Origin of the sequence: Pseudomonas umsongensis (genome assembly GCF_012647205.1) — a bacterium.
Classification (GTDB): domain Bacteria; phylum Pseudomonadota; class Gammaproteobacteria; order Pseudomonadales; family Pseudomonadaceae; genus Aquipseudomonas; species Aquipseudomonas umsongensis.
This window is the reverse complement of the sequence record NZ_CP051487.1, coordinates 4635363-4655560: the sequence shown is the minus strand read 5'-3', so window position 1 is coordinate 4655560 and position 20198 is coordinate 4635363. Positions and strand designations below refer to the sequence as shown.

General features: G+C 62.2%; 20 protein-coding genes. 12 read left to right on the top strand and 8 right to left on the bottom strand.

Translation table 11 applies throughout. From position 1 onward, the window contains the following. The first annotated feature begins 64 nt into the window (after nt 1–64). Nucleotides 65–403, top strand: coding sequence for a DUF6124 family protein (locus HGP31_RS20955; protein WP_168758583.1), 339 nt, complete (start codon nt 65–67; stop codon nt 401–403). Between the two features lie 221 nt (nt 404–624). Continuing rightward, complete coding sequence (locus HGP31_RS20950; protein WP_168758581.1) at nt 625–1737, top strand: SEL1-like repeat protein; 1113 nt, start codon at nt 625–627, stop codon at nt 1735–1737. Between the two features lie 130 nt (nt 1738–1867). On the opposite strand, the gene HGP31_RS20945 is transcribed toward HGP31_RS20950, so the two are convergent. Then, a complete protein-coding gene (locus HGP31_RS20945; RefSeq protein WP_168758579.1) occupies nt 1868–2659 on the bottom strand; it encodes an enoyl-CoA hydratase in 792 nt (263 codons plus the stop codon). A gap of 135 nt (nt 2660–2794) precedes the next feature. On the opposite strand from HGP31_RS20945, the gene HGP31_RS20940 reads away from it, so the two are divergent. The 10 genes from HGP31_RS20940 to HGP31_RS20895 all read left to right on the top strand — a co-directional run bounded on the left by HGP31_RS20940 (nt 2795) and on the right by HGP31_RS20895 (nt 14590). Beyond that, nucleotides 2795–3580, top strand: coding sequence for an SDR family oxidoreductase (locus HGP31_RS20940; protein WP_168758578.1), 786 nt, complete (start codon nt 2795–2797; stop codon nt 3578–3580). 56 nt (nt 3581–3636) lie between these two features. Next, the gene (locus HGP31_RS20935; RefSeq protein ID WP_168758577.1) at nt 3637–4605 is read left to right on the top strand and encodes a bifunctional MaoC family dehydratase N-terminal/OB-fold nucleic acid binding domain-containing protein; all 969 of its coding nucleotides are present in this window, start codon (nt 3637–3639) and stop codon (nt 4603–4605) included. Nucleotides 4606–4613: 8 nt separating this feature from the next. Beyond that, a complete protein-coding gene (locus HGP31_RS20930; protein WP_168758575.1) occupies nt 4614–5747 on the top strand; it encodes an acyl-CoA dehydrogenase family protein in 1134 nt (377 codons plus the stop codon). Then, nucleotides 5719–6138 carry a MaoC family dehydratase gene (locus HGP31_RS20925; RefSeq protein WP_033043866.1) on the top strand — a complete coding sequence of 140 codons (420 nt, stop codon included), beginning with the start codon at nt 5719–5721 and terminating at the stop codon, nt 6136–6138. Before HGP31_RS20930 ends, HGP31_RS20925 begins: the two co-directional genes overlap by 29 nt. Before the next feature lie 17 nt (nt 6139–6155). Continuing rightward, a complete protein-coding gene (locus HGP31_RS20920) occupies nt 6156–7334 on the top strand; it encodes a lipid-transfer protein (protein ID WP_020801276.1) in 1179 nt (392 codons plus the stop codon). Between the two features lie 10 nt (nt 7335–7344). Beyond that, nucleotides 7345–8514, top strand: a complete 1170-nt coding sequence (locus tag HGP31_RS20915) for an acyl-CoA dehydrogenase family protein (protein WP_020801277.1) — start codon at nt 7345–7347, stop codon at nt 8512–8514. 65 nt (nt 8515–8579) lie between these two features. Then, nucleotides 8580–9785, top strand: coding sequence for an acyl-CoA dehydrogenase family protein (locus HGP31_RS20910; protein WP_168758574.1), 1206 nt, complete (start codon nt 8580–8582; stop codon nt 9783–9785). Then, nucleotides 9782–10924, top strand: coding sequence for an acyl-CoA dehydrogenase family protein (locus HGP31_RS20905; RefSeq protein WP_020801279.1), 1143 nt, complete (start codon nt 9782–9784; stop codon nt 10922–10924). The genes HGP31_RS20910 and HGP31_RS20905 overlap by 4 nt, the downstream gene beginning before the upstream one ends. A gap of 508 nt (nt 10925–11432) precedes the next feature. Then, the gene (locus HGP31_RS20900) at nt 11433–13115 is read left to right on the top strand and encodes a class I adenylate-forming enzyme family protein (RefSeq protein ID WP_151142827.1); all 1683 of its coding nucleotides are present in this window, start codon (nt 11433–11435) and stop codon (nt 13113–13115) included. Between the two features lie 92 nt (nt 13116–13207). Beyond that, a complete protein-coding gene (locus HGP31_RS20895) occupies nt 13208–14590 on the top strand; it encodes a DUF1329 domain-containing protein (RefSeq protein WP_020801281.1) in 1383 nt (460 codons plus the stop codon). Nucleotides 14591–14811: 221 nt separating this feature from the next. Here HGP31_RS20895 and HGP31_RS20890 read toward each other — a convergent pair whose 3' ends face one another. The 7 genes from HGP31_RS20890 to HGP31_RS20860 all read right to left on the bottom strand — a co-directional run bounded on the left by HGP31_RS20890 (nt 14812) and on the right by HGP31_RS20860 (nt 20179). Continuing rightward, complete coding sequence (locus HGP31_RS20890; RefSeq protein ID WP_020801155.1) at nt 14812–15267, bottom strand: nuclear transport factor 2 family protein; 456 nt, start codon at nt 15265–15267, stop codon at nt 14812–14814. 82 nt (nt 15268–15349) lie between these two features. Next, nucleotides 15350–16141 carry an SDR family oxidoreductase gene (locus HGP31_RS20885; protein WP_020801154.1) on the bottom strand — a complete coding sequence of 264 codons (792 nt, stop codon included), beginning with the start codon at nt 16139–16141 and terminating at the stop codon, nt 15350–15352. A 40-nt stretch (nt 16142–16181) separates the two neighbouring features. After that, complete coding sequence (locus HGP31_RS20880) at nt 16182–16649, bottom strand: SRPBCC domain-containing protein (protein WP_020801153.1); 468 nt, start codon at nt 16647–16649, stop codon at nt 16182–16184. Nucleotides 16650–16669: 20 nt separating this feature from the next. Continuing rightward, a complete protein-coding gene (locus tag HGP31_RS20875) occupies nt 16670–17125 on the bottom strand; it encodes a nuclear transport factor 2 family protein (protein WP_020801152.1) in 456 nt (151 codons plus the stop codon). Between the two features lie 22 nt (nt 17126–17147). Then, nucleotides 17148–17864, bottom strand: a complete 717-nt coding sequence (locus HGP31_RS20870) for an EthD domain-containing protein (protein WP_151142818.1) — start codon at nt 17862–17864, stop codon at nt 17148–17150. A gap of 18 nt (nt 17865–17882) precedes the next feature. Continuing rightward, complete coding sequence (locus HGP31_RS20865) at nt 17883–19070, bottom strand: sulfotransferase family protein (RefSeq protein WP_168758572.1); 1188 nt, start codon at nt 19068–19070, stop codon at nt 17883–17885. Then, the gene (locus HGP31_RS20860; RefSeq protein WP_020801149.1) at nt 19067–20179 is read right to left on the bottom strand and encodes a DUF1214 domain-containing protein; all 1113 of its coding nucleotides are present in this window, start codon (nt 20177–20179) and stop codon (nt 19067–19069) included. Before HGP31_RS20860 ends, HGP31_RS20865 begins: the two co-directional genes overlap by 4 nt. Nucleotides 20180–20198: the final 19 nt, after the last annotated feature.

Below are 20198 nucleotides of genomic sequence, written 5' to 3'. Positions count from 1 at the left end.
TGCGCACAGCTGCCTCCCTTTCGTTTAGTCGCGAAAGAGTCGTGGCTCTACTGGAGAAGTACCCATGTTCAAGGTCACACCGAATCCGCCGAACCCCGATCCGACATCCTCGTCAGAAAACTCCGACTCAAACAATCCCAACGACCCCATCCCCTCAGCCGCCGACATCAACGCCACCCCGCGCAAACTCTGCACCACGTTCATCGTAAACCCTGAACTCGATACCGAAACCCTCCTGGCCCACGCCTGTGAGTCACTGGCTTCAGCCAATGTCATGGCCCTGGATCTGGCGGATCGCACGCAGGGGTCGAGTCGCAATACCCTGCTGGGTATTGCGCAAGTCATCATGCTGGGGGAGTTGGCGGTGAACCGGGCGCTGGATCGGTTTGATCCGCGGGAGTAGAAGATCAAAAGATCGCAGCCTGCGGCAGCTCCTACAGGGGTACGAAAATCTGTAGGAGCCAGGTAATTTCAGATGTTTCCTACTTACTTTCGGCGACGCGGGCTGTAGCTTTCGAACGGCATACCGTTCTTCTAGCACTCAACGCCCTGAGTTCGCGCAGTACGTGCACACACCAAAGTGACGCAGGGACAGTCACCAAAAACGCCGAAAGGATTAAGAGCATGGAAAGGAAAACGCCAACGCAGGTGGGACTAGCGGCGCTGTTCGCATCGCTGCTTGCGGTTTGCTCCAACGTGGCCGTTGGGCGTGAATCGCCGGTCACGACCAGCGGTATACGCTCAGATTTCGTGTGCACGCATGATGCGGGTCCTTCGGTCGTGTCTCAGGACGCAAATGCACAACACCTGTTCGCCTTTGCACGACATCTCGATTACTTGTATGGAGGGCGTGATTTCAAAAGTGAGAACGTCGATGATTTCAATCGCATAAGTCGTTACTACCGTATCGCGTCCGCATTTGGAAACGCCGATGCGACCGAAGCGTTGCGCGACCTACAATGGAGGCTAACTGATAATACCTATGATGGTGTCATCAGCCAGCTTCGTCGAAATCGCATGGAAGAGGTCGAGCGTCTGACGACGCTGCTCTCGCAGCAGTATCCGTCCCGGGGTTATTGGTTCCAGGCAAACAGGTTTGCCCAGGCATATAACCTTCATGAAGCATTCATCCTTTACCGCAAGGCGGCGGACTTGGGCAATGCCGAGGCGCAATACCGACTGGCCCAGTATCTCGACGTCGAATCGGTCGTACTGGCCAAAGCATTCGGTGCGAAGGCCAAGGACATCGCATTCGCATTACCGCTATATCGCTGTGCCGCACAACAAGGACACGGCGGTGCGATGTACGAGCTTGCCATCAAACAAGTCGACAACCGGCGCTACACCGAAGCGATGGCGGGATTCCAGCAAGCGATAATGATGGGAGAGAACGGTGCTGCGTTCAGGCTTAGGGAGGCTTTTGGCGACAAGTCGAACTGGCCACCATCACTAGCAATGGCAAAGGACGCAGCGCGTTATGAAAGATACGAGAAGATCCGCATCTTCTTGATCGATGAGAGAAAATTCGCTCCGCGGGTGCCCGACCTAAACTCTATTGTGCCATTGCCTCCTGCAGCTTTGCCCGAGTGGAACGGAACGTTCCTGTGGAAGAACGAGCAGCTCACGCCGAGCGAGGCTCCATCGGAGACGTTGGTCGCACAGATGGCCAAAGCTAAAAGGTTGGACGCGCGGACGGGGCTGCCGGAAGCAGGAAAGCCGAAGGACATGGTGCCGTGATAGCGACCACCTTCTGCCGCAGGACATCCCCTTGCTTCGTGGGCTGGATGAAAATGAATTCATCACCTTAGGTCATTTTTCAATCCTTAAAACCCTACATTCGGGGATCAGCATTTTCGTCCGGAAGATTTCAATTCCCTTCAAACCGCGCAGGCCGCTTGTCGATAAACGCCTGCATCCCTTCCTTCTGATCCCGTGACGCAAACAGCAGCGCATTAGCCTTACGCTCCAATGCCAGCCCAGCTTCCAGTGGCGCATCCATACCCGCCAGGATCACCTCCTTGATCTGCTCGGCGGCCAGTGCCGGCATCGCCGCGATGACGCGCGCCAGCTCCAGGGCGTGGGCCTGTACCTGGTCATCGTCCACCAGGTCGCTGACCAGCCCGGCCACCCAGGCTTCCTCGGCGCTGATGGGTTGGCCGGTGAGCGCCATGCGCATCGCCTTGACCTTGCCCACGGCCCGGACCAGACGTTGGGTACCGCCGATGCCGGGCATGATGCCGATGCGGATTTCCGGTTGGCAGAAGCGTGCGCTGCGCCCGGCGACGATCAGGTCGGCGTGCATCGCCAGTTCGCAACCACCGCCGTAGGCGTAGCCGCAGACGGCCGCGATCACGGGTTTGGGGCAGTGCTGGATCGGCCCCCAGACCCGTTCGGTGTGGCGCTTGTAGATATCGATGGCGCCGACCCCGGCCATGCTGTTGATGTCGCCGCCAGCGGCGAACACCTTGTCACCGCCGGTCAGGATGATGCAGCGCACCTGGGGATCTATCGCCAACTCACTGAAATGACGCGACAGCAGCGCCTGCAGTTCCAGGCTCAAGGCGTTGGTCGCGTGGGGGCGGTTGAGTCGCAGCAGGGCCACGCCGGGCAGTGGGTGTTCGAGCAGAACCGGTGCAGCAGATGAGTCGGACGTGGGCATCTTCGAAGACCAGGCAAGGTGTGAATAATCGCCAGTGTCCTGTTCACGCCGCTGAATTTTCATCGTCCGTTCAGACGTAGTTTGGCCCGCGGTTCGTCCCTAGAGTGATCCTTGTCAGTAGAAAAGGAGCACATGATGGAGCTGCATTCGGGTCTTGATTACAGCGGCAAGGTGGTGCTGGTTACCGGTGGCACCAAGGGCATCGGCGCCGGTATCGCGCTGGGATTTCTCGCCGCGAACGCTCGGGTGATCATCTGTGCCCGGCGCGAACCTGATCAGGTGCCGACATTGGCCGGCAAGCGCGCAACCTTCATTGCCGCCGATGTGCGCGACCACGATTCCCTGCAACGCCTGTTCGCCACCATCGAGCGCGATTTCGGCCGCCTCGACGTGGTGATCAACAACGCCGGTGGCAGCCCTGCCACCGACGCGGCCACGGCCTCGCCGAGGTTTCATGAAAGCATCATCAGTCTGAACCTGATCGCCCCGCTCAATGTCGCCCAGCACGCCAACCGGCTGATGCAGGCACAGACCCAAGGCGGTTGCATCGTCTTCATCGGCAGTATCAGTGCGCTGCGTTCCTCGCCAGGCACCGCCGCTTACGGCGCGGCCAAGGCCGGGGTGCTGGCGCTGGTGCAATCGCTGGCGGTGGAGTGGGGGCCCAAGGTGCGGGTGGTCACGGTCAGCCCGGGCCTGGTGCTGACCGAACAGGCGCATCTGCACTATGGCTCCGAGGCCGGTATCGCCGCTGTGGCTGCCGGCATTCCGGCGGGCCGCATGGCCGTGGCCGAAGACATCGCCAACGCCTGCCTCTACATCGCATCGCCGCTGGCCGGTTACGCCAGCGGTTGCAACCTGTTGCTGCATGGCGGTGGTGAACGCCCGGCATTTCTCGGTGCCGCGCAGGTGCTGCCCACCTGATCGACCTATTGCGGCGACCGGGTTCGGTGGCCGCCTTCAATGTGAAGGAGACGACTTTGGCTGATCCACAATTGCTATCCAATGTGCGCGCCCTGGTGGGGCGCGAGTACGGCCGCGTGTATGCCTGGGACGAGGTCAACGCACCGATGATTCGCCAGTGGTGCGAAGTCATGGGCGTGGACAACCCGTTGTACACCGATGCGGGTTTCGCCCTGGGCACCGCACATGAGGGCCTGATCGCCCCGCCTGCGATGCTGCAGGTGTGGACCATGGAAGGCCTGCACGCCAACAACTATCCACCTGGCTCCACCGACGAGAACCCTTACGAGGTGCTCAAGGAAATGGAAGCCTACGGCTACGCCTCCACCGTGGCGGTGAACTCCGAACTGAGCTTCACCCGCCCGGTGCGCTTGGGGGAAAAACTCTACTACACCACGCGCCTGGATTCGGTCGGCGATGAGAAAACCACCGCCTTGGGCACTGGTTTCTTCGTCACCCTGGTGATGAGCCATTTCGTCGAAAAAGCCGGTGGCGATGAGCCGGTCGGCGAGTTGCTGTTTCGCGTCTTCAAGTTCCGAGCGGCCAATGCCCAGGCGCCGGCAAAGGTTGAGTCAGCACCGGCCAAGGCCAAGCGCCCGCTGCCGGGCATCAGCGATGACACGCGGTTCTTCTGGGAGGGCTGCGAGCAGGGCCAGTTGCTGATCCAGCGCTGCACCGCGTGCCAGACCTTGCGTCATCCACCGGCACCGGTGTGCATCCAGTGCCACAGCTTCGACTGGGACACTGTGCAGGCCAGCGGCCGCGCCACCTTGTATTCGTTCGTGGTGATGCACTACCCCGAAGTGCCGCCGTTCGATTACCCCAACCCGATCGGCCTGATCGAGCTGGCCGAAGGCGTGCGCCTGATCGCCGGCCTGGTCGGTGTCGAGCGGGACCAGTTGCAGATCGGCCAGCCGTTGCAGGTCGAGTTCCAGACCTTCGATGACCAGCTGACCCTGCCGATGTTTCGGCCGGTAGAGGCATAGGAGCCCCCATGGATTTCGAATTGAGCGAAGACCAGCGCGCCATTGCGCAGATGGCCGACGGCCTGTTTGTCGACCACTGCCATGACGACTATATGCGCCAGTGGGATACCAGCGGCGAGCCGATAATGGCGCCGCTGTGGGCGCTGTGCATCGAGACCGGGTTGCATGCCCTGGCCATTCCCGAAGAGCACGGTGGCAGCAGCCTGGGCATGACCGAACTGATGCTGGTGCTGCAAGCCCAGGGCAAGGCCCTGGCCCAGGTGCCGCTGTGGCGTCATCAATTGGCCGCCGCGACCCTGGCCCGTTTTGATGCTGGCGACAGTGCCGGCTGGGTAGCGAGGGCAGCAACCGGCGAGGCGCTGTTGAGCCTGTCCATGGAGGGCCTGAGCAGCGCGCTGGGTATCGAGTTGCAAGCCTGTCCGTGCGCCGACGGCTGGTCGGTCAACGGCCGGGTCGCGGCCCTGGCATTGGGCGAGCAATCCCAGGCCGCGCTGGTGTTGGTAGACGTCGACGCGCAGCCACGTTTGCTGCTGCTCGATCTGTCGGCGCCCGAGATAAAGCGGGTGCCGGCAGTGATGACCCACGGCGAAGCGGCGGCCGACCTGCACATCCAGGGCTTGACCGTGAACGCGGCGGCGCTGTTGCCGGCCGAGGCGGTCGCCTGGCTGGAGCTGCGCAGCGTGGCGGCATTGGCGGCCCTGCAACTGGGGGTCAGCGAAGAGCAGATCCGCCGCACCGTGGTCTATGTCAGCGAGCGTCGGCAGTTCGAGCGGGTCATCGGTAGCTTCCAGGCGGTGCAGATGAGCATGGCCGACAACCATATCGCCGTCGAAGCCTTGCGCACGGCGCTTTGGCAATTGGCCTACCGCATCGATGCCGGCTTGCCGGCGCCTTCCGAAGCCCTGGCCACCGCCTGGCTGGCCTGTGAAGCGGGGCACCGCATCGGCCACACCGCCCAACACGTGCATGGCGGTATCGGCGTCGACCTGACGTACCCGATCCACCGTTTTCTCTACTGGAGTCGCGGCCTGTCCCTTGCCCTGGGTGGCTCGGCAGCCAACCTGGAACGCCTGGGCGACTGGCTCAACGATAACGACAAGCTGGGATGGAAATATGACCTCGAAGAACACCAAGCGCTTTGAAGACGTGCGCCCCGGCGAAGTACTGCCGGAGCTCGCGGTGCCGATCACCGTGACCCTGATCAACGGCGGGGCGATTGCCACCCGTGATTACTTTCCCGGTCACCACGACGCTGAGGCGGCCCGTGCCCTGGGTTCGCCCCATGTGTTCATGAACATCCTCACCACCAACGGGTTGGTGCAGCGCTTCATCGAACAATGGGCCGGGCCGCTGGCGCAATTCACCGCGCTGAAAATCAAGCTCGGCGCGCCGAATTATCCCGGTGATTGCATGACCTTCAGCGGCAGCGTCAGCGCGCTCGATGCCGACACCCGCGCGGTGGAAATCACCTTGAGCGGCAAAAATTCCATGGGCAACCACGTGACCGGCACGGTCGCGCTGGTCCTGCCCTGACAGCCGGAGAGACACAGATGACTGATTCATCGATTTCCGGGCGCGCCGCGATCGTTGGCCTCGGCGCGACCGAATTTTCCAAGAACTCCGGACGCACCGAATTGCGCCTGGCCCTGGAGGCCACCTTGAGTGCGCTTAAGGATGCCGGCATCGACCCAAGCGAAGTAGAGGGCTTCAGCTCCTACTCGGTGGACAAGGTCCCGGAGTACGAAATCGCCCGTCTGCTGGGGTGCAAGGACGTTAAGTTCTTCTCCCAGGTGCCCCATGGCGGCGGCGCGGCCTGCGGCCCGGTGATGCACGCGGCGATGGCGGTGGCCACCGGCGTGGCGAAAGTGGTGGTGGTGTATCGGGCCATGAACGAGCGTTCCTGGTATCGCTTCGGCACCGGTGCCTACGGCTTCGCTTCGACGCCGACCTTCGACAACGTCAACTACGGCTGGTACATGCCCCACGGCTTCCATACGCCAGCCGCCTGGGTCGGGATGTTCGCCCAGCGCTACATGCACACCTATGGCGCCACCTCCGAAGATTTTGGCCGTGTCGCGGTGGCGGCGCGGGATTTCGCTGCGACCAACCCCCAGGCGTTTTTCCATGGCAAGCCGATCACCCTGGAAGAACACCAGGCCTCGCGCTGGATCTGCGAACCGCTGCACCTGCTCGACTGCTGCCAGGAATCCGATGGCGCCGTAGCGATGATCATCACCTCGGCCGAGCGTGCCCGCGACCTGCGGCAGAAGCCGGTGACCATCAAGGCCGGCTCCCAAGGCATCAGCCATGGCCAGCAGAGCATGACCTCGTTCTACCGCGACGACATCACCGGGCTGCCGGAAATGGGCGTGGTCGCCCGCGAACTGTATCGCCAGTCGGGCCTGGGCCCGGACGCGTTCCAGACCGCGGTGATCTACGACCACTTCACCCCGTTCGTTTTGCCGCAGCTGGAAGAGTTCGGCTTCGTCAAACGCGGCGAAGCCAAGGAATTCATCCGCGCCGGGCACCACGCCCGTGGCGGCAAACTGCCGATCAACACCCACGGCGGGCAATTGGGCGAGGCCTATATCCACGGCATGAACGGCATCGCCGAAGCGGTACGCCAGGTGCGTGGCACGGCGGTCAACCAGGTGGCGGATGTGCAGAACGTGCTGGTCACCGCCGGCACCGGCGTACCCACCAGCGGCCTGATACTCGGCACAGCCTAAGGAGCAGCAGATGTTCGTCGACCTCACTCCCGAACAACATGCCCTGCGCCACAAGGTGCGGGACTATTTCCAGGCCCTGATGACCCCGGACATGCGCGCGCAGTTGCGCGGCAAGGAAGGCGGCGAGCTGTTTCGCCAGACCATCCGCCAGATGGGCCGCGACGGCTGGCTCGCGGTTGGCTGGCCCAAGGCCCATGGCGGCCAGGGCTATGCCGCCACCGAACAGTTGATCTTCTTCGAAGAAGCCAACATCGCCGGGGCGCCACTGCCGTTCGTGACCATCAGCACCGTCGGCCCGGCCTTGATGGCCCATGGCAGCGAGCTGCAGAAAGAGCGCTTTCTGCCAGGGATCGCCGCGGGCGAAATCATGTTCGCCATCGGTTATTCCGAACCCGACGCCGGCAGCGACCTGGCCGTGCTGAAAACCAGTGCCCGTCAGGACGATGAAGGTTTCCTGGTCAATGGCAACAAGCTGTGGACCTCAGGTGCCGAATCGGCTGATTTCGTCTGGCTGGCGGCCCGTACCGATCCGACCCAGGCGCGGCACAAAGGCATCTCGCTGCTGATCGTCGATACCACGACACCGGGCTTCTCCCACACGCTGATCCATACCGTTGGCACTCCGACGGCGGCCACCTACTACGACAACGTACGGGTGCCCAACGAGATGCTGGTCGGTGAGTTGCACGGTGGCTGGAAACTCATCACCTCGCAGTTGAACCACGAGCGCCTCGGCCTGGGTACCTGGTCGGACAAAGTCGTGGCGCTGTTTCGCCGGGTTTACCTGTGGGCGCGGGCCCGCGATGAACAGGGCCGTCGGGCGATGGACAAAGCCTGGGTGCGCAGCTCGCTGGCCGAGTGTTACGCGCGCCTGGAGGCGATGCGCCTGATCAACATGCGCATAGCCGCCGATCTCGAGCTCGACCGCATGAGCGTCGCGCTGAGTTCGACCACCAAGGTGTTTGGCTCGGAGTCGGCCATCGAGATCCTGCGCAAGCTGGCGGCGATCGTCGGTGCCAATGGTTCGATGCGCAGCGGTTCGGCGGCGACGCTGTTGGAGGGTGACCTGGAGTATGAATTGCGCTCTGCAACGACCCTGACCTTCGGCGGCGGCACCAATGAAATCCAGCGCGAACTGATCGCCCAGTTTGGCCTCGGCATGCCGCGCACCCTGCGCTGACGCTCGTCCATCAACAACAAGAACCGTACTCGCCCCGGATCCGGGGCGGGTCGAAGGGGACTTTCATGAGCACGATCGAACAATTTCGGCAGGACACCCGTGCCTGGCTGGAGGCCAACTGCCCGCCGTCCATGCGCACGGGCATGGCGGAAGGCGATGTGGTGTGGGGCAGCCAGAACCCGCAATTTCCCTGTGAAGACGCGCGCCTGTGGTTCGAGCGCATGCGCGACAAGCGCTGGTTCTGCCCTGAGTGGCCCGAAGAATATGGCGGCGCCGGCCTGAACGACGAGCAACTGGCGGTGCTGGAAAGCGAGATGCGCCGCATCAAGTGCCGGCCGCCGCAGATCAACCTCGGCATCTGGATGCTCGGGCCGGTATTGCTGGCCTATGGCAGTGAGCAACAGAAACGCGACCTGCTGCCGCCGATTGCCCGCGGTGAAGTGCGCTGGTGCCAAGGCTTCTCCGAGCCGAACGCCGGTTCTGACCTGGCCAGCCTGAAAATGGCTGCCCGCGATGCCGGTGACCACTTCGTGGTGGACGGCAGCAAGATCTGGACCTCCTACGGCGACAAATCCGACTGGATGTATGCCCTGGTGCGCACCGACTTCAACGCGCCGAAACACGAAGGCATCAGCCTGATCGTGCTGGACATGCGCAGCCCCGGGGTCAAGCCGCAACCGATCGATTTGATCAGCGGCAAGTCGGCGTTCTGCCAGGTGTTCTTCGACAGCGTCAAGGTGCCCAAGAGCCAGTTGATCGGGCCGCTCAATGGCGGCTGGAACCTGGCCAAGTACCTGTTGCAGCACGAACGCAAGGCGATGTCGAAATTCGGCGAGTTCAGCTTGCCGTCGCACGTCGACCTGCTGGCGCTGATGCGCCAATACGTGCCGGCACCACAGACCCAGGGCGAGCATGCCTTGCAGGCGCGGGCGACGGCCTGCGCGATGAATGAACATGCCTACAACCTGACGGTGCAGCGCATGGGTGAGGAAGCACGGGCCGGCGATGACATCGGCGGCCTGATGTCGATCATGAAGCTTACGCACACTGAACAGGAGCGCGACAAGTTCGAAGTGCTACTCGATGCCATGGCCGGGCACGCCTTCGGCTGGAATAGTCCGGCGTTCAGCGAGCAGCAACTGGCGGTCACCCGTTCCTGGTTGAACAGTTATGCGCTGACCATTTCCGGCGGGTCCTCGGAGGTCCAACTCAACGTCATCGCCAAGCGCGTGCTGGGCTTGCCCGACGCTAAAAAAGGAGTCACCCCATGAGCCTGCGTTACAACGATGACCAGCGTTTGCTGGCCGACAGCGCCCGGGACTTTCTCGCTGCCCGCAGTCCGGTGAGTGCCCAGCGTCGGTTGCGGGATGAGGCGGTGGCCCTGGGTTTCGAGCCGCAGCTGTGGCGTGACGCGGTAGAGTTGGGCTGGAGCGCAATTGCGTTTCCCGAAGAGTTCGGTGGCCTGGATTTCGGTTGCAAGGGCCTTGGGCCGATTTTCGAATCCATGGGCCGCAACCTGTCTGCCACGCCGCTGTTGTCCAGCGTGGTGCTGGGCGGCTCGCTGGTGCAACTGGCGGGTAATGCGGCGCAGAAGGCGCAGTGGTTGCCAGCGCTGATCGGTGGCGATCAGCGCCTGGCCTTGGCCGTGGACGAACACTCGCGCCACGATCCGAGTCGCATTGCCCTTGAGGCCAAGGCCGAAGGGCAGGGCTATCGCTTGCACGGCGACAAGTTCTGGGTCGTCGATGGCCTGGGTGCCGATGCCTACGCGGTGGCGGCACGCACGTCCGGGCAGCCGGGTGAGACGCAAGGCATCAGCCTGTTCCTGGTGCCGGCCGGTACGCCGGGCTTGACGGTCAGCGCCTTGCCGCAAATCGATTCGCGCAACCACGCACGCCTGCAACTGGATCAGGTGCAATTGGGCAGTGACGCGCTGCTGGGCAACCTGGGCGAGGGCTGGGCCGTGCTGGAAACAGCACTGGACCGGGGCCGCGCCTGCCTCGCGGCGGAACTGTTGGGGATGGCGGAGCAGCTGTTCGAAACCACCTTGGAGTACCTCAAGACCCGTGTGCAGTTCGACACGCAGATTGGCACCTTCCAGGTCCTGCAACATCGCGCCGCGAAGATGTACATCGACCTGGCGCTGAGCCGCAGCGCCCTGATGGCCGCGCTGGCGACCCTGGATGACACCGGCCTCGACCCTCGGGCCCGCGCTCGACTGGTCAGCCTGGCGAAATGGAAGGCCGGTGACACGGCGATCAAGGTCGCCAACGAAGCGGTACAGATGCACGGCGGCATCGGCGTCACCGACGAGCTGGATGTCGGCCTGTACCTCAAGCGCGTGCGCGTTGCGCAGAGCTGCCTGGGTGACCGGGATTTCCATTGCGAACGCTATTCGACCAACGCGTAAACCCCTGTGGGAGCGAGCCTGCTCGCGAAGGCGCAGTGCCAGTCAATGAGGATGTTGAACGTGCCGGCCCCTTCGCGAGCAGGCTCGCTCCCACAAGGATTGCGGGTGTACCCGACACCTGTACACCACACAACACCCCTGTGGGAGCGGGCTTGCTCGCGAAGGCGGAGTACCAGGCAATGAGGATGTTGAACGTGCCGGCCCCTTCGCGGGCAAGCCCGCTCCCACACGGATCGCGGGTGTACACGACACCTGCACACCACACAACACCCCTGTGGGAGCGAGCCTGCTCGCGAAGGCGGAGTGTCAGGCCATGAAGATGTTGAATGTGCCGGCCCCTTCGCGGACAAGCCCGCTCCCACAAGGATCGCGGGTGTACACGACACCTGCACACCACACAAAACCCTGTGGGAGCGGGCTTGCCCGCGATATCGGAGTGTCAGGCGATGAAGATGTTGAATGCCGAGCCGCGCCCACAGGTCCTTCGCCCGTTCTGGAGAAAACAAAAATGAGCATCGAACTCTGGCAAACCGCGTGGCGCCAACTGATCGCCCCCGGCTCGCCCTTTGAAGTGGTGACGCCCGATGACGGCGCTCCACGCTACTTCCGTCACGCCCCCCACGACCTGCTGCAAGTCATCGACGCCGGTCGAGTCCACGGCGATCGCGAATTTCTGATGTGGCAATCGCAACGCCTGACCTTCAACCAATACTTCGACCAGGTCGACCGCCTGGCCGGGCAGATGGTTGCCAATTTTGGTGTGCAGCCGGGCGATCGGATAGCGATTGCCATGCGCAACCAGCCGGCATGGCTGGTGGCCTTCGCGGCGATCCAGCGCTGCGGCGCGGTGTGTGTGCCGCTCAACAGTTGGGGCTTGCGCGACGAGTTGCAATACGCGTTGCAGGACAGCGGTTCGCGCCTGCTGCTGTGCGACGAAGCGCGCCTCAATACCCTGCGTGAAGACCTGGCCCGCGAGCAGCGCACCACGATCGTCGTCGGGGCTGAGGATCCTGCCTTGCCCGAGTACTGCCTGCGTTTCGAGGACTTGATCAGCGCCCCCGCACAACCTGTACCAACGCTGGAAATAGATCCTGGCGCACCAGCGCTGATCCTCTACACCTCCGGCACCACCAGCCGCGCCAAGGGCGTCGTGTCCAGTCACCGGGCAATCTGCCAGGCGCTGTTTGCCCTGGATTTCCAGGGCGCGTTTTGCGCCATGAGTTCGCCCGAGCGTGTCGGTGTGGTGATCAACAGCGGTTATCCACCCACCACGCTGGCGGCTGTTCCGCTGTTCCATGTCAGCGGCTTGCATGCGCAGTTTTTGTCGGCATTGCGCGGCGGTCGACGCTTGATGCTGATGTACAAGTGGGATGTCGAACGCGCGATCGACCTGATTCGCGACGAGCGCTGCACCCAGTTCAACGGTGCCCCGGTGATGATGCAGCAATTGCTCGCCTCGCCGCGCTTTGGCAGTGAGCAGACCGCCAGCCTGTTCGGTCTGGGCCTGGGCGGCGGCGCATCGTCCGCCAACGTGCTCGACGACATGCTCAAGATCAAGCCCGACGTCATCGGCGGAGCCGGCTACGGCCTGACCGAAAGCAACGGCATCGGCGCGGCGATTGGTGGTGATCCGTTTGTCTACAAGCCGGCGACAGCAGGTTGGGCATTGCCGATTGTCGACATCCGCATCGGTGAAAGCCCCGAGCAGCCGCAGCCGACGGGCACTCGCGGGGTGATCTGGTTGCGTTCGCCAACCTTGATGAGCGCCTACTGGAACCTGCCCGAGGCCACTGCGCAAAGCCTGCGCGACGGTTGGCTCGATACCGGCGACATCGGTTACCTCGACGATGAGGGTTTCCTCAGCATTACCGGCCGGGTCAAGGAGTTGATCAACCGCGGTGGCGAAAAGATCTCCGCCGCTGAAGTTGAAACCTGCGTCCTCGATATGCCCGGTGTCCTGGAAGCGGCTGCATTCGCCATCGCCGACCCGCTGCTGGGGGAGACGGTGGGGCTGGCCGTGCATGGCCAGGCATCGACGCTGCCCCAAGCGGCGCAGATCTGCGCATTCATTGCCGAGCGCCTGGCTGCCTACAAAGTGCCGACACAGGTCTATCGGGTACTCGAACCCTTGCCCCGCAATGCCACCGGCAAGGTGCTCAAGGCACAGCTGCAAGAAAAACTGGACGCATAACGCCGCCTTAGTCTTTCCGGACGATGTTGGGGCCGGCAGAACACGAACAATGGGTACACACCACAAAGCCTTATCAGCGAAGGAGGCATTACATGAAAATAACAAGAACAGGTCTCATGCTCGCGGTCGCAGTCACAGCCAATAGCGGGCTGATGGGTTCTGCGCACGCCGAGGTGTCACCTCAGGAAGCCGCCAAACTGGGCAAGGAACTGACCTGTGTCGGCGCCGAGCAAGCAGGCAACGCCGAGGGCACCATTCCGCCGTACACCGGCAAGTACCTGGGTGAAGTGCCAGGCTGGAATCATGTGAAGTACTCCGGCGACCAGCCGGTAGATCCTTATGCCGCGGAAAAGCCGATCCTGGTGATCACTGCGCAGAACATGAGCCAGTACGAGTCGCGCCTGACGGAAGGGCAGAAGACCCTGCTGAAGAAATACCCGACCACCTACAAGATGAATATTTATCCAGGCCACCGGGATTTCCGCTACCCCGATTATGTCTGCCGCCGCGCGATGGACAACGCGTTGCACGCCAAGCTGGTCAACAACGGCGACGGGTTCACCGGGATTGGCCAGGTGCCGTTCCCGATCCCTAAAAGCGGCGTGGAAGTGTTGTGGAACCACCAACTGCCAGCCCGTGCCTACACGGAGGAAAAGACCTCCGACCTGGCGTCGGTCCTGCCCAACGGCAACATTGGCTGGGGGCGTGCCTACGCGCGTAACCTGTCGTTGGCCAACTCACCCACCGTCGATTCCCGCACGGAAGACAAGCTCTCGGCCCTAAGTAACAACATGACCCTGAAACCGGCCCGGGACAACGGTAACCTCAGTATTGCCCATGAACCCTACAACTATGGCACCGATGCGCGTCAGGCCTGGTCCTACAGCCCATCGACCCGACGCGTACGGCAACTGCCGGGTTATGGTTACGATCAACCGATGATCGGCACCAACGGCACCATGACCGTCGACGAGGACCGCTTGTTCAACGGTTCACCGGAGCGCTTCTCCTGGAAGCTGATCGGCAAGCGCGAGATCTACAGCCCGGCCAACGCATTCAAGCCTAATACCGGGACGGTCAAGTACGCCGACATCCTTACACCGAACCATCCCAACCCGGACTTCATGCGTTACGAGTTGCGCCGTGTATGGGTGGTGGAAGCCAACTTGAAGGAAGGCTTCCGTCATGTCTACGGCAAGCGTGTGCTGTTCATCGATGAAGATACCTGGAACGCCGTCATGGCCGACAACTACGATGCCCGTGGGCAGCTGTGGAAACACGCCATGATCAACTACTACTACCACCCTGACATGAGCGGCTGGCAGGCCGGTTCGCAGTTCTTCATGGACCTGAACTCCGGCCAGTACACCGGCTACGGCATGACCAACGAATCGAAGAAAGGCCCGATCCTCAACGAAGGCAAGTTCACCCCGGACCAGTACACCGCTGATGCGGCGCGAGCCATCGGGCGCTGAGCCCTGGGTCGTTGCAATGACAAAAGCCCTATCGCATTGCGGTAGGGCTTTTTTTTTGCCCGCTGACTGATCGTTCCCACGCTCTGCGTGGGAATGCCGCCAGGGACGCTCCGCGTTCCGCTGTCGACGCCTGACTTGAGCCCTGCGCAACGGTGACGCGGAGCGTCACTGGATGCATTCCCACGCAGAGCGTGGGAACGATCATCAGGGGGAGAGGAGTATCAGTTGATCGGCTGAGAGGTGATCGACCATTGGGGATCCAGCGGGCCGATCATCTCCAGCAGCCGTTTGTAACCGGTACGCAGGATGCGCCACTCGCCTTCCAGCTTGACGTAGCAATCCTCGTAGATCGCGCTGCCGTTGAGCAGGGTCTGCTCATCGAGGTTGATGAACACGTCGTTGAGGTACCACAGGCCAGTGGCCTCATCACCGTTGACCGCAATTTCCGGGGTGTGGCCGTTGTGCATGCCGAAACGGCGGTTGGTAAAGCTGGTGCGGTAGAACTCGATAGCCTCTTCTATCCCGTTGAGTTCGAACTGGTAAGTCGGGCTGTCGAATCGGACCTTCACGTCGGGTGAAAGGATGCTGCGCAGCAGCTCAAGGTTGCAGGTATCGACTCCACGAAAGTAGCGGGCCTTGAGCTGTTTGATCTGCTCGATGGCAACGAGATCCAGCATGTCGGTAATCTCCAGGGGGAGGGCCACACGGGCTTCGCATGGCCGTCGCAAAAGAGGCGACGTTCACGTCGCCTTGAAGGGTTCAGCAGGGCAGGAAGTGGCCGCCGTTGACGTCCAGTTGCGCGCCGGTAATGGCCTTGGCGTAGTCGCTCGCCAGGTACAGCGCAGCCATGGCGCAATCACTGTCTTCAGGAATCTTGCGCAGCGGAATCTGTTGGGCGATCTGCTCGACCAGCGACTCCATCGGCACCCCCAGGCGCTTGGCTTCGCTCTGGAAGTAGCCAATCACCGGCGCGCCCCACATCCAGCCCATGAAGGTAGAGTTGACGCGGATGCCGAACGGGCCAAGATCCTGGGCCAGGTACTGCACGGCGGTTTTCAACGCGCCTTTGGAGACGGCATAGCCCGATTCCAGCTGGTTGGGGGTGCGGGTGGCCATGGTGTTTATCATGACGATGCTGCCGCACTTCTGTTTCTTCATCTGTGGGAGCACGGCCTGGGTCATGTGCAGGGTGCCGAACAGGTTGACGTCCATTGCGCTGCGCCAGTCGTCCATGGCCGATGCGGAGGAGGTGCCCCAGGCGCCATGGGCGTAGGCAGAGTTGATCAATACGTCGATCCGGCCGAAGTGCTCGGTCGTCAGGTCGGCGAGCGTCTGGCACTGTTCGGGCTGGGTGATGTCGGTGGGGACTTTCAGGATCGGGGTGCTGTAGCCAGCGTCGCGCACCGCTTGTTCGGCCTGATCGAGCTTGGCCGGCGTACGCGCGGCCAACACCACGGCCTTGGCCTGGTACTCCGCGGCACGCACGGCCAGCTTGATGCCCAGGCCAGGACCGATACCGGAAATGATGACGACTTTGTCTTTGAGCAACATGGCAATTACCTTCTTATTGTTTTGGTCGGGAATAAGGCGATCAGGCGCGACTGGCGTGCAGTTCTTCAGCGCGGCGTTTCAGGTCCAGGGCCATCTGGTCGAAGCCGATTTTTACCCAGGCGCCGTGTTCACGCATGATGGTGTCCTGGTTCAGGCCCAGGAAAATGTCAGTGGTGAAATAGCTGCAGCGGTTGGCATCGATGGCCTTGATGTACTGGTCGCGGCGGGCGGCGTCCATGTTCTCGGGAACGGGGCGCTGCTCCCACGACAACAGCTGCTCGGGGTCGCAGGCCACGAGGTATTCGAAGACCGGGACGGTCTCGCCGGTATCGGGAGTCAGTACCTGCATATGTACTTCGTCGCCGATCTGCAGGCCACAGCGGATGCTCGGACAGAAGCTGTTCCACAGGTGGTAATTGTCCAGGTCAACGAGCACTTCCCAGACCACTCGGGCGGGGGCGTCAATTTCCACTGTGTGGGAGGTCACTATGTTTTCGGCTCTGGCCATGACGGCCTCCTGTCGTGCGTTCAGTTGATGGGGCGGGAAGTGATCTGCAGGTGTTCGCTCAAGGGCTGGATCGTCTCGAGCAGGGTTTCGTAACCCGTCTGGGCGATCATCCAGCGCTCGCCGCGCTTGATGTAGCGATCCTGGTAGATGGCGCTGCCATGCATGTGGGTGTTGTCCTCGAGGTTGATGAACACGTAGCTCAGGTACCAGAGCGCTGTGGCCTGATCGCCGTTGACTTCGATTTCCGGGGTGTGACCGTTGTGGGTAGCCAGGCGGGTCTTGGTGAACGAGGTGCGGTAGAAGTCCAGTGCATCGCCCAGGCCGTTGACGTGGAACTCGTAGGCCGGGCTCTTGAACGACAGGGCTACGTCCTCGGTGAGCATGTCTTGCAGCATCGAGAGGTTGCAGGTGTCGATGGCGCGGAAATAGCGCGCCTTGAGCTGCTTGATCAGCTCGATTGCTTCTAGATCCAACATGGAAAGCCTCCTTGTGGGCTACTCACTCGCTGAGCTGGTATTCACTGGTTTGGATGCAGTCAATTTTCTCGAAGTCGATGAACTGGCTGGTCGATTCGTACATGGCCTGCTGGCGCTTTGCGCAGGTGTCCGGATCACCAAGGGCTGCGAAGAACCCCTGCTGATTGCCAATGGCTTCGGGCGGGAAGTTTTCTTCGACAATGGCGTGCAGCACCGGCGCGCCGAAGGACAGCGAGCGCACCACGGTGTTCTGTCGGTAGCCGAAAATCGATTGCAGGGGATAGGCCTTGGGCCCGTGTCCGTTGCGCCAGGTGTCGTGCCATTGCTCGTAGCTCAACCGGTGGGGCTTGTGTAGCAGGGCCACCTGATTCATGCCGGGTGTGCGCTCGCCAAGTGGCACCCGGTACTGAGCGGCGCGAGCCTGGCGTTCTTCGGGGTAGGGCTCGGATTCCACCACCAGATAAGCTTCCTGGCGGCGGGTCTGCGGCGCCACGATCGCCTGGATGGCGGGCCATTGCGAGGCACTGTCCAGCCACAACGAAAGCAGCCCGTCCAGCGGCACGGCGCTGTTGGTGATGCGCTGTGCGTGGGCGGCGGCCACCGCCTCATCGACCACCATGACACGGATATTTTTGGCGCCGGCACGAGCCAGTTCGTCGTGTAGGCCAAGCAAGTCCGCACGCCATTGCCCGGCGCTCGGTTGTGTCGGCTTCCACAAGGTCAACATGATTTTTTCCATGGTTACTCCAGCCCTTGTTCAGTGATTGACGCTCAGGTGACGGGCGCGATACTCGCGGTAGTCCTCGGTCATTTGCGTCTCGTTAAGACCGAAGCGCTCCAGGCTGTAGTCATGGCTGGCGCGTTTTTCCCGGCTGTTTTGCGACAGCCAGGCCTGCGCGTCGGCGCGGGCTTTATCGGTAAACGGCAGATCGACAAAGGCGTAGACCTTCTCCAGCACTTGCAACGGCTGGGTCACGGTGTCGGCGAAGTTGATGTCGAGAAAGCGCTCGGCAGCGTGTTGATCGCGCACCTGCATGGTGTGACGGATGCCACGCGCCATGCGGTTGTTCCACTGCTCGCCGGCAGCTTTCGGATCCGGGTCGTCGCTGTACATCTGCCACAGGGTGTGGGCCATGCTGGCCATCGACGGGATGGTCTGGGCCGGTTCGCGGTGGGTCAGAATCACCTGGGCCTTGGGGAAGACATCCAGCAGCAAATGCAAGGTGTGCAGGTGCTGGGGCGCTTTGAGCAGCCAACGCTGGCCCATCGGTTCACCCCGTTGTTGTTTCTGCCACTGCAGGAACTGCAGCATTTTTTTCAGTTGGGTGTAGACCGGGCGCTGGTCCTGGCGGTCCAGCCAGCGGGTGTAGCTGGGCACATTGACGTAGGCGTCCATGGCGCACATGAACGAGTGTTCCATGAGCATGAACTCTTCGTCGCAGAGCATGGCGTCCAGAGGGTGGATCGCCAGGATCTGCGGAATGACCTCGGCCATCAGGTCGACCTCGGCCTTGGCCTGGGCGATGCGCTTGGCCGGCACGGCCAGGGTTTCGTCGGCCAGCGGGGCCGGAAAACGCGTCTCCCACCAGGCGGCCGAGTAGAAGCGCGGGTCGACCGCCAGGGTGCGCTGAAGCATGGTGGTGCCGGTGCGCGGCAGGCCCACGATGACCAGCGGATCATCGATCGCTATCTCGGTGATTTCCGGGTATCGGCGCAGGTAGTCCTCCATCACCAGGCGGTTGACCAGTTGCCCCACCAGCCGTTCTTCCAGCAAATACAGGCCGGACGGTGACAGCCGGGCTTCGGCGGCCAGCGCAACCAGCAGCGCCTGCAACGACTCGCGATAGTTGTCATCGCCAAAATCGCTCAGGCCATTGGCGCGCGCGATGGCGCTGGCCAACAGGTTTTCCACGGTCAGGTCTTCAATGCGAGTGAGCGCGTTCATACGACCTCCGCCACGGCAGACACGTTGATTACGCGAGTGGTGGGGTGGCATTGCTCCTGGGCGCCGACCCAGCGCAGGCACAGGGTGCCTTGGCGTACGCCGGCGGTTTGCAGCCAGTTGCTTACCCCAGGGTCGAGCTCGCTGAGTACCAGGGTCACGCCGCCGTTTTCGTCGTAGCGGGCCTGGTGCTTGTTGAAGCAGATCTGGTGGTAGCGGTAGTCCAGCGATTCCATCCAGTAGTTGTTGATCTGCAAGTTCCAGAAGTCGCAGTCCGGCACCTTGTCGATGTGAATCACCAGCGCCTCTTTCTCGGCCAGCGCCCAGTGCGAGTGGTAATAGAAGATGTTCGGGTCACCGCCCACGGACTGGCAGAGCGCCTGGTTGGCGGGAGGCAGTTGATTGCTGTGCGGCAGGTAGCTTTGGCTCCAGTCGGCGAACAGCCTCGCGGTGTTTTCCACGAAGCTCGATACCCGCGCCAGGCCCTGTTGGAATGTCGCCGGATCAAGGGCCTGCGGCTTGCTCTCGGTGCCGATGCGCTCAATGCTCAGCTTGGCCGGCACTTCGCTGCGACGGTCAAGAAACGTCTGGCGCACGATCAGGGCATTGGTGGCGTCTTCCATCTTCAGCCAGTTGCCCGGTTGCGGCTCGGTGCTGAGGATGATCTCGAAATTGCCCTGGGCATCGACCTGCAGCTGGCTGGCGTCGATGAAGCCGGTCTGGATCAAGGTGCCGTCGGTTTCGTAACCGCCTTTCTGGGTGCCAAAGCTCAGGTAGGCGACGCTGCCGCGCTGGCCTTTGATGCGGTATTGCAGCGTGCCGTCCAGGCGCGAGTACTCGTAGAGGTTGTCCGGGTTGTCGGCACCAATCTTCGCGGTCTCGTGGGAAGTCTTGAAAAAGCTGGGAAAGGCCGGGTCGGCAAACTCGATGTGCATCTCCAGGCCGATGCGCAGCAGGCGTGTGAGGTAGCGGAAACCTTCGGCGCGGGTGGCCGCATCGGCCGGTGCTTCGGGGCGCAGGATCTGCTCGCCGCAGCGCTTGAGGTGATCGCAGAACGTGGCCCAGGTCTGGCCACTCAACAACTGTTGTTCGTCAATAGAGCTGATTGTCATTGTTAGACTCTCTTGATGG

Excerpts from the sequence above, each read along its gene's own strand:
- HGP31_RS20950 (WP_168758581.1), top strand. The coding sequence starts at position 625 with ATGGAAAGGAAAACGCCAACGCAGGTGGGACTAGCGGCGCTGTTCGCA.
- HGP31_RS20865 (WP_168758572.1), bottom strand. The coding sequence starts at position 19,070 with ATGAACGCGCTCACTCGCATTGAAGACCTGACCGTGGAAAACCTGTTG.
- HGP31_RS20910 (WP_168758574.1), top strand. The coding sequence starts at position 8,580 with ATGAGCACGATCGAACAATTTCGGCAGGACACCCGTGCCTGGCTGGAG.
- HGP31_RS20905 (WP_020801279.1), top strand. The coding sequence starts at position 9,782 with ATGAGCCTGCGTTACAACGATGACCAGCGTTTGCTGGCCGACAGCGCC.
- HGP31_RS20915 (WP_020801277.1), top strand. The coding sequence starts at position 7,345 with ATGTTCGTCGACCTCACTCCCGAACAACATGCCCTGCGCCACAAGGTG.
- HGP31_RS20895 (WP_020801281.1), top strand. The coding sequence starts at position 13,208 with ATGAAAATAACAAGAACAGGTCTCATGCTCGCGGTCGCAGTCACAGCC.
- HGP31_RS20870 (WP_151142818.1), bottom strand. The coding sequence starts at position 17,864 with ATGGAAAAAATCATGTTGACCTTGTGGAAGCCGACACAACCGAGCGCC.
- HGP31_RS20920 (WP_020801276.1), top strand. The coding sequence starts at position 6,156 with ATGACTGATTCATCGATTTCCGGGCGCGCCGCGATCGTTGGCCTCGGC.
- HGP31_RS20925 (WP_033043866.1), top strand. The coding sequence starts at position 5,719 with ATGACCTCGAAGAACACCAAGCGCTTTGAAGACGTGCGCCCCGGCGAA.
- HGP31_RS20940 (WP_168758578.1), top strand. The coding sequence starts at position 2,795 with ATGGAGCTGCATTCGGGTCTTGATTACAGCGGCAAGGTGGTGCTGGTT.
- HGP31_RS20930 (WP_168758575.1), top strand. The coding sequence starts at position 4,614 with ATGGATTTCGAATTGAGCGAAGACCAGCGCGCCATTGCGCAGATGGCC.
- HGP31_RS20890 (WP_020801155.1), bottom strand. The coding sequence starts at position 15,267 with ATGCTGGATCTCGTTGCCATCGAGCAGATCAAACAGCTCAAGGCCCGC.
- HGP31_RS20885 (WP_020801154.1), bottom strand. The coding sequence starts at position 16,141 with ATGTTGCTCAAAGACAAAGTCGTCATCATTTCCGGTATCGGTCCTGGC.
- HGP31_RS20880 (WP_020801153.1), bottom strand. The coding sequence starts at position 16,649 with ATGGCCAGAGCCGAAAACATAGTGACCTCCCACACAGTGGAAATTGAC.
- HGP31_RS20860 (WP_020801149.1), bottom strand. The coding sequence starts at position 20,179 with ATGACAATCAGCTCTATTGACGAACAACAGTTGTTGAGTGGCCAGACC.
- HGP31_RS20955 (WP_168758583.1), top strand. The coding sequence starts at position 65 with ATGTTCAAGGTCACACCGAATCCGCCGAACCCCGATCCGACATCCTCG.
- HGP31_RS20875 (WP_020801152.1), bottom strand. The coding sequence starts at position 17,125 with ATGTTGGATCTAGAAGCAATCGAGCTGATCAAGCAGCTCAAGGCGCGC.
- HGP31_RS20945 (WP_168758579.1), bottom strand. The coding sequence starts at position 2,659 with ATGCCCACGTCCGACTCATCTGCTGCACCGGTTCTGCTCGAACACCCA.
- HGP31_RS20900 (WP_151142827.1), top strand. The coding sequence starts at position 11,433 with ATGAGCATCGAACTCTGGCAAACCGCGTGGCGCCAACTGATCGCCCCC.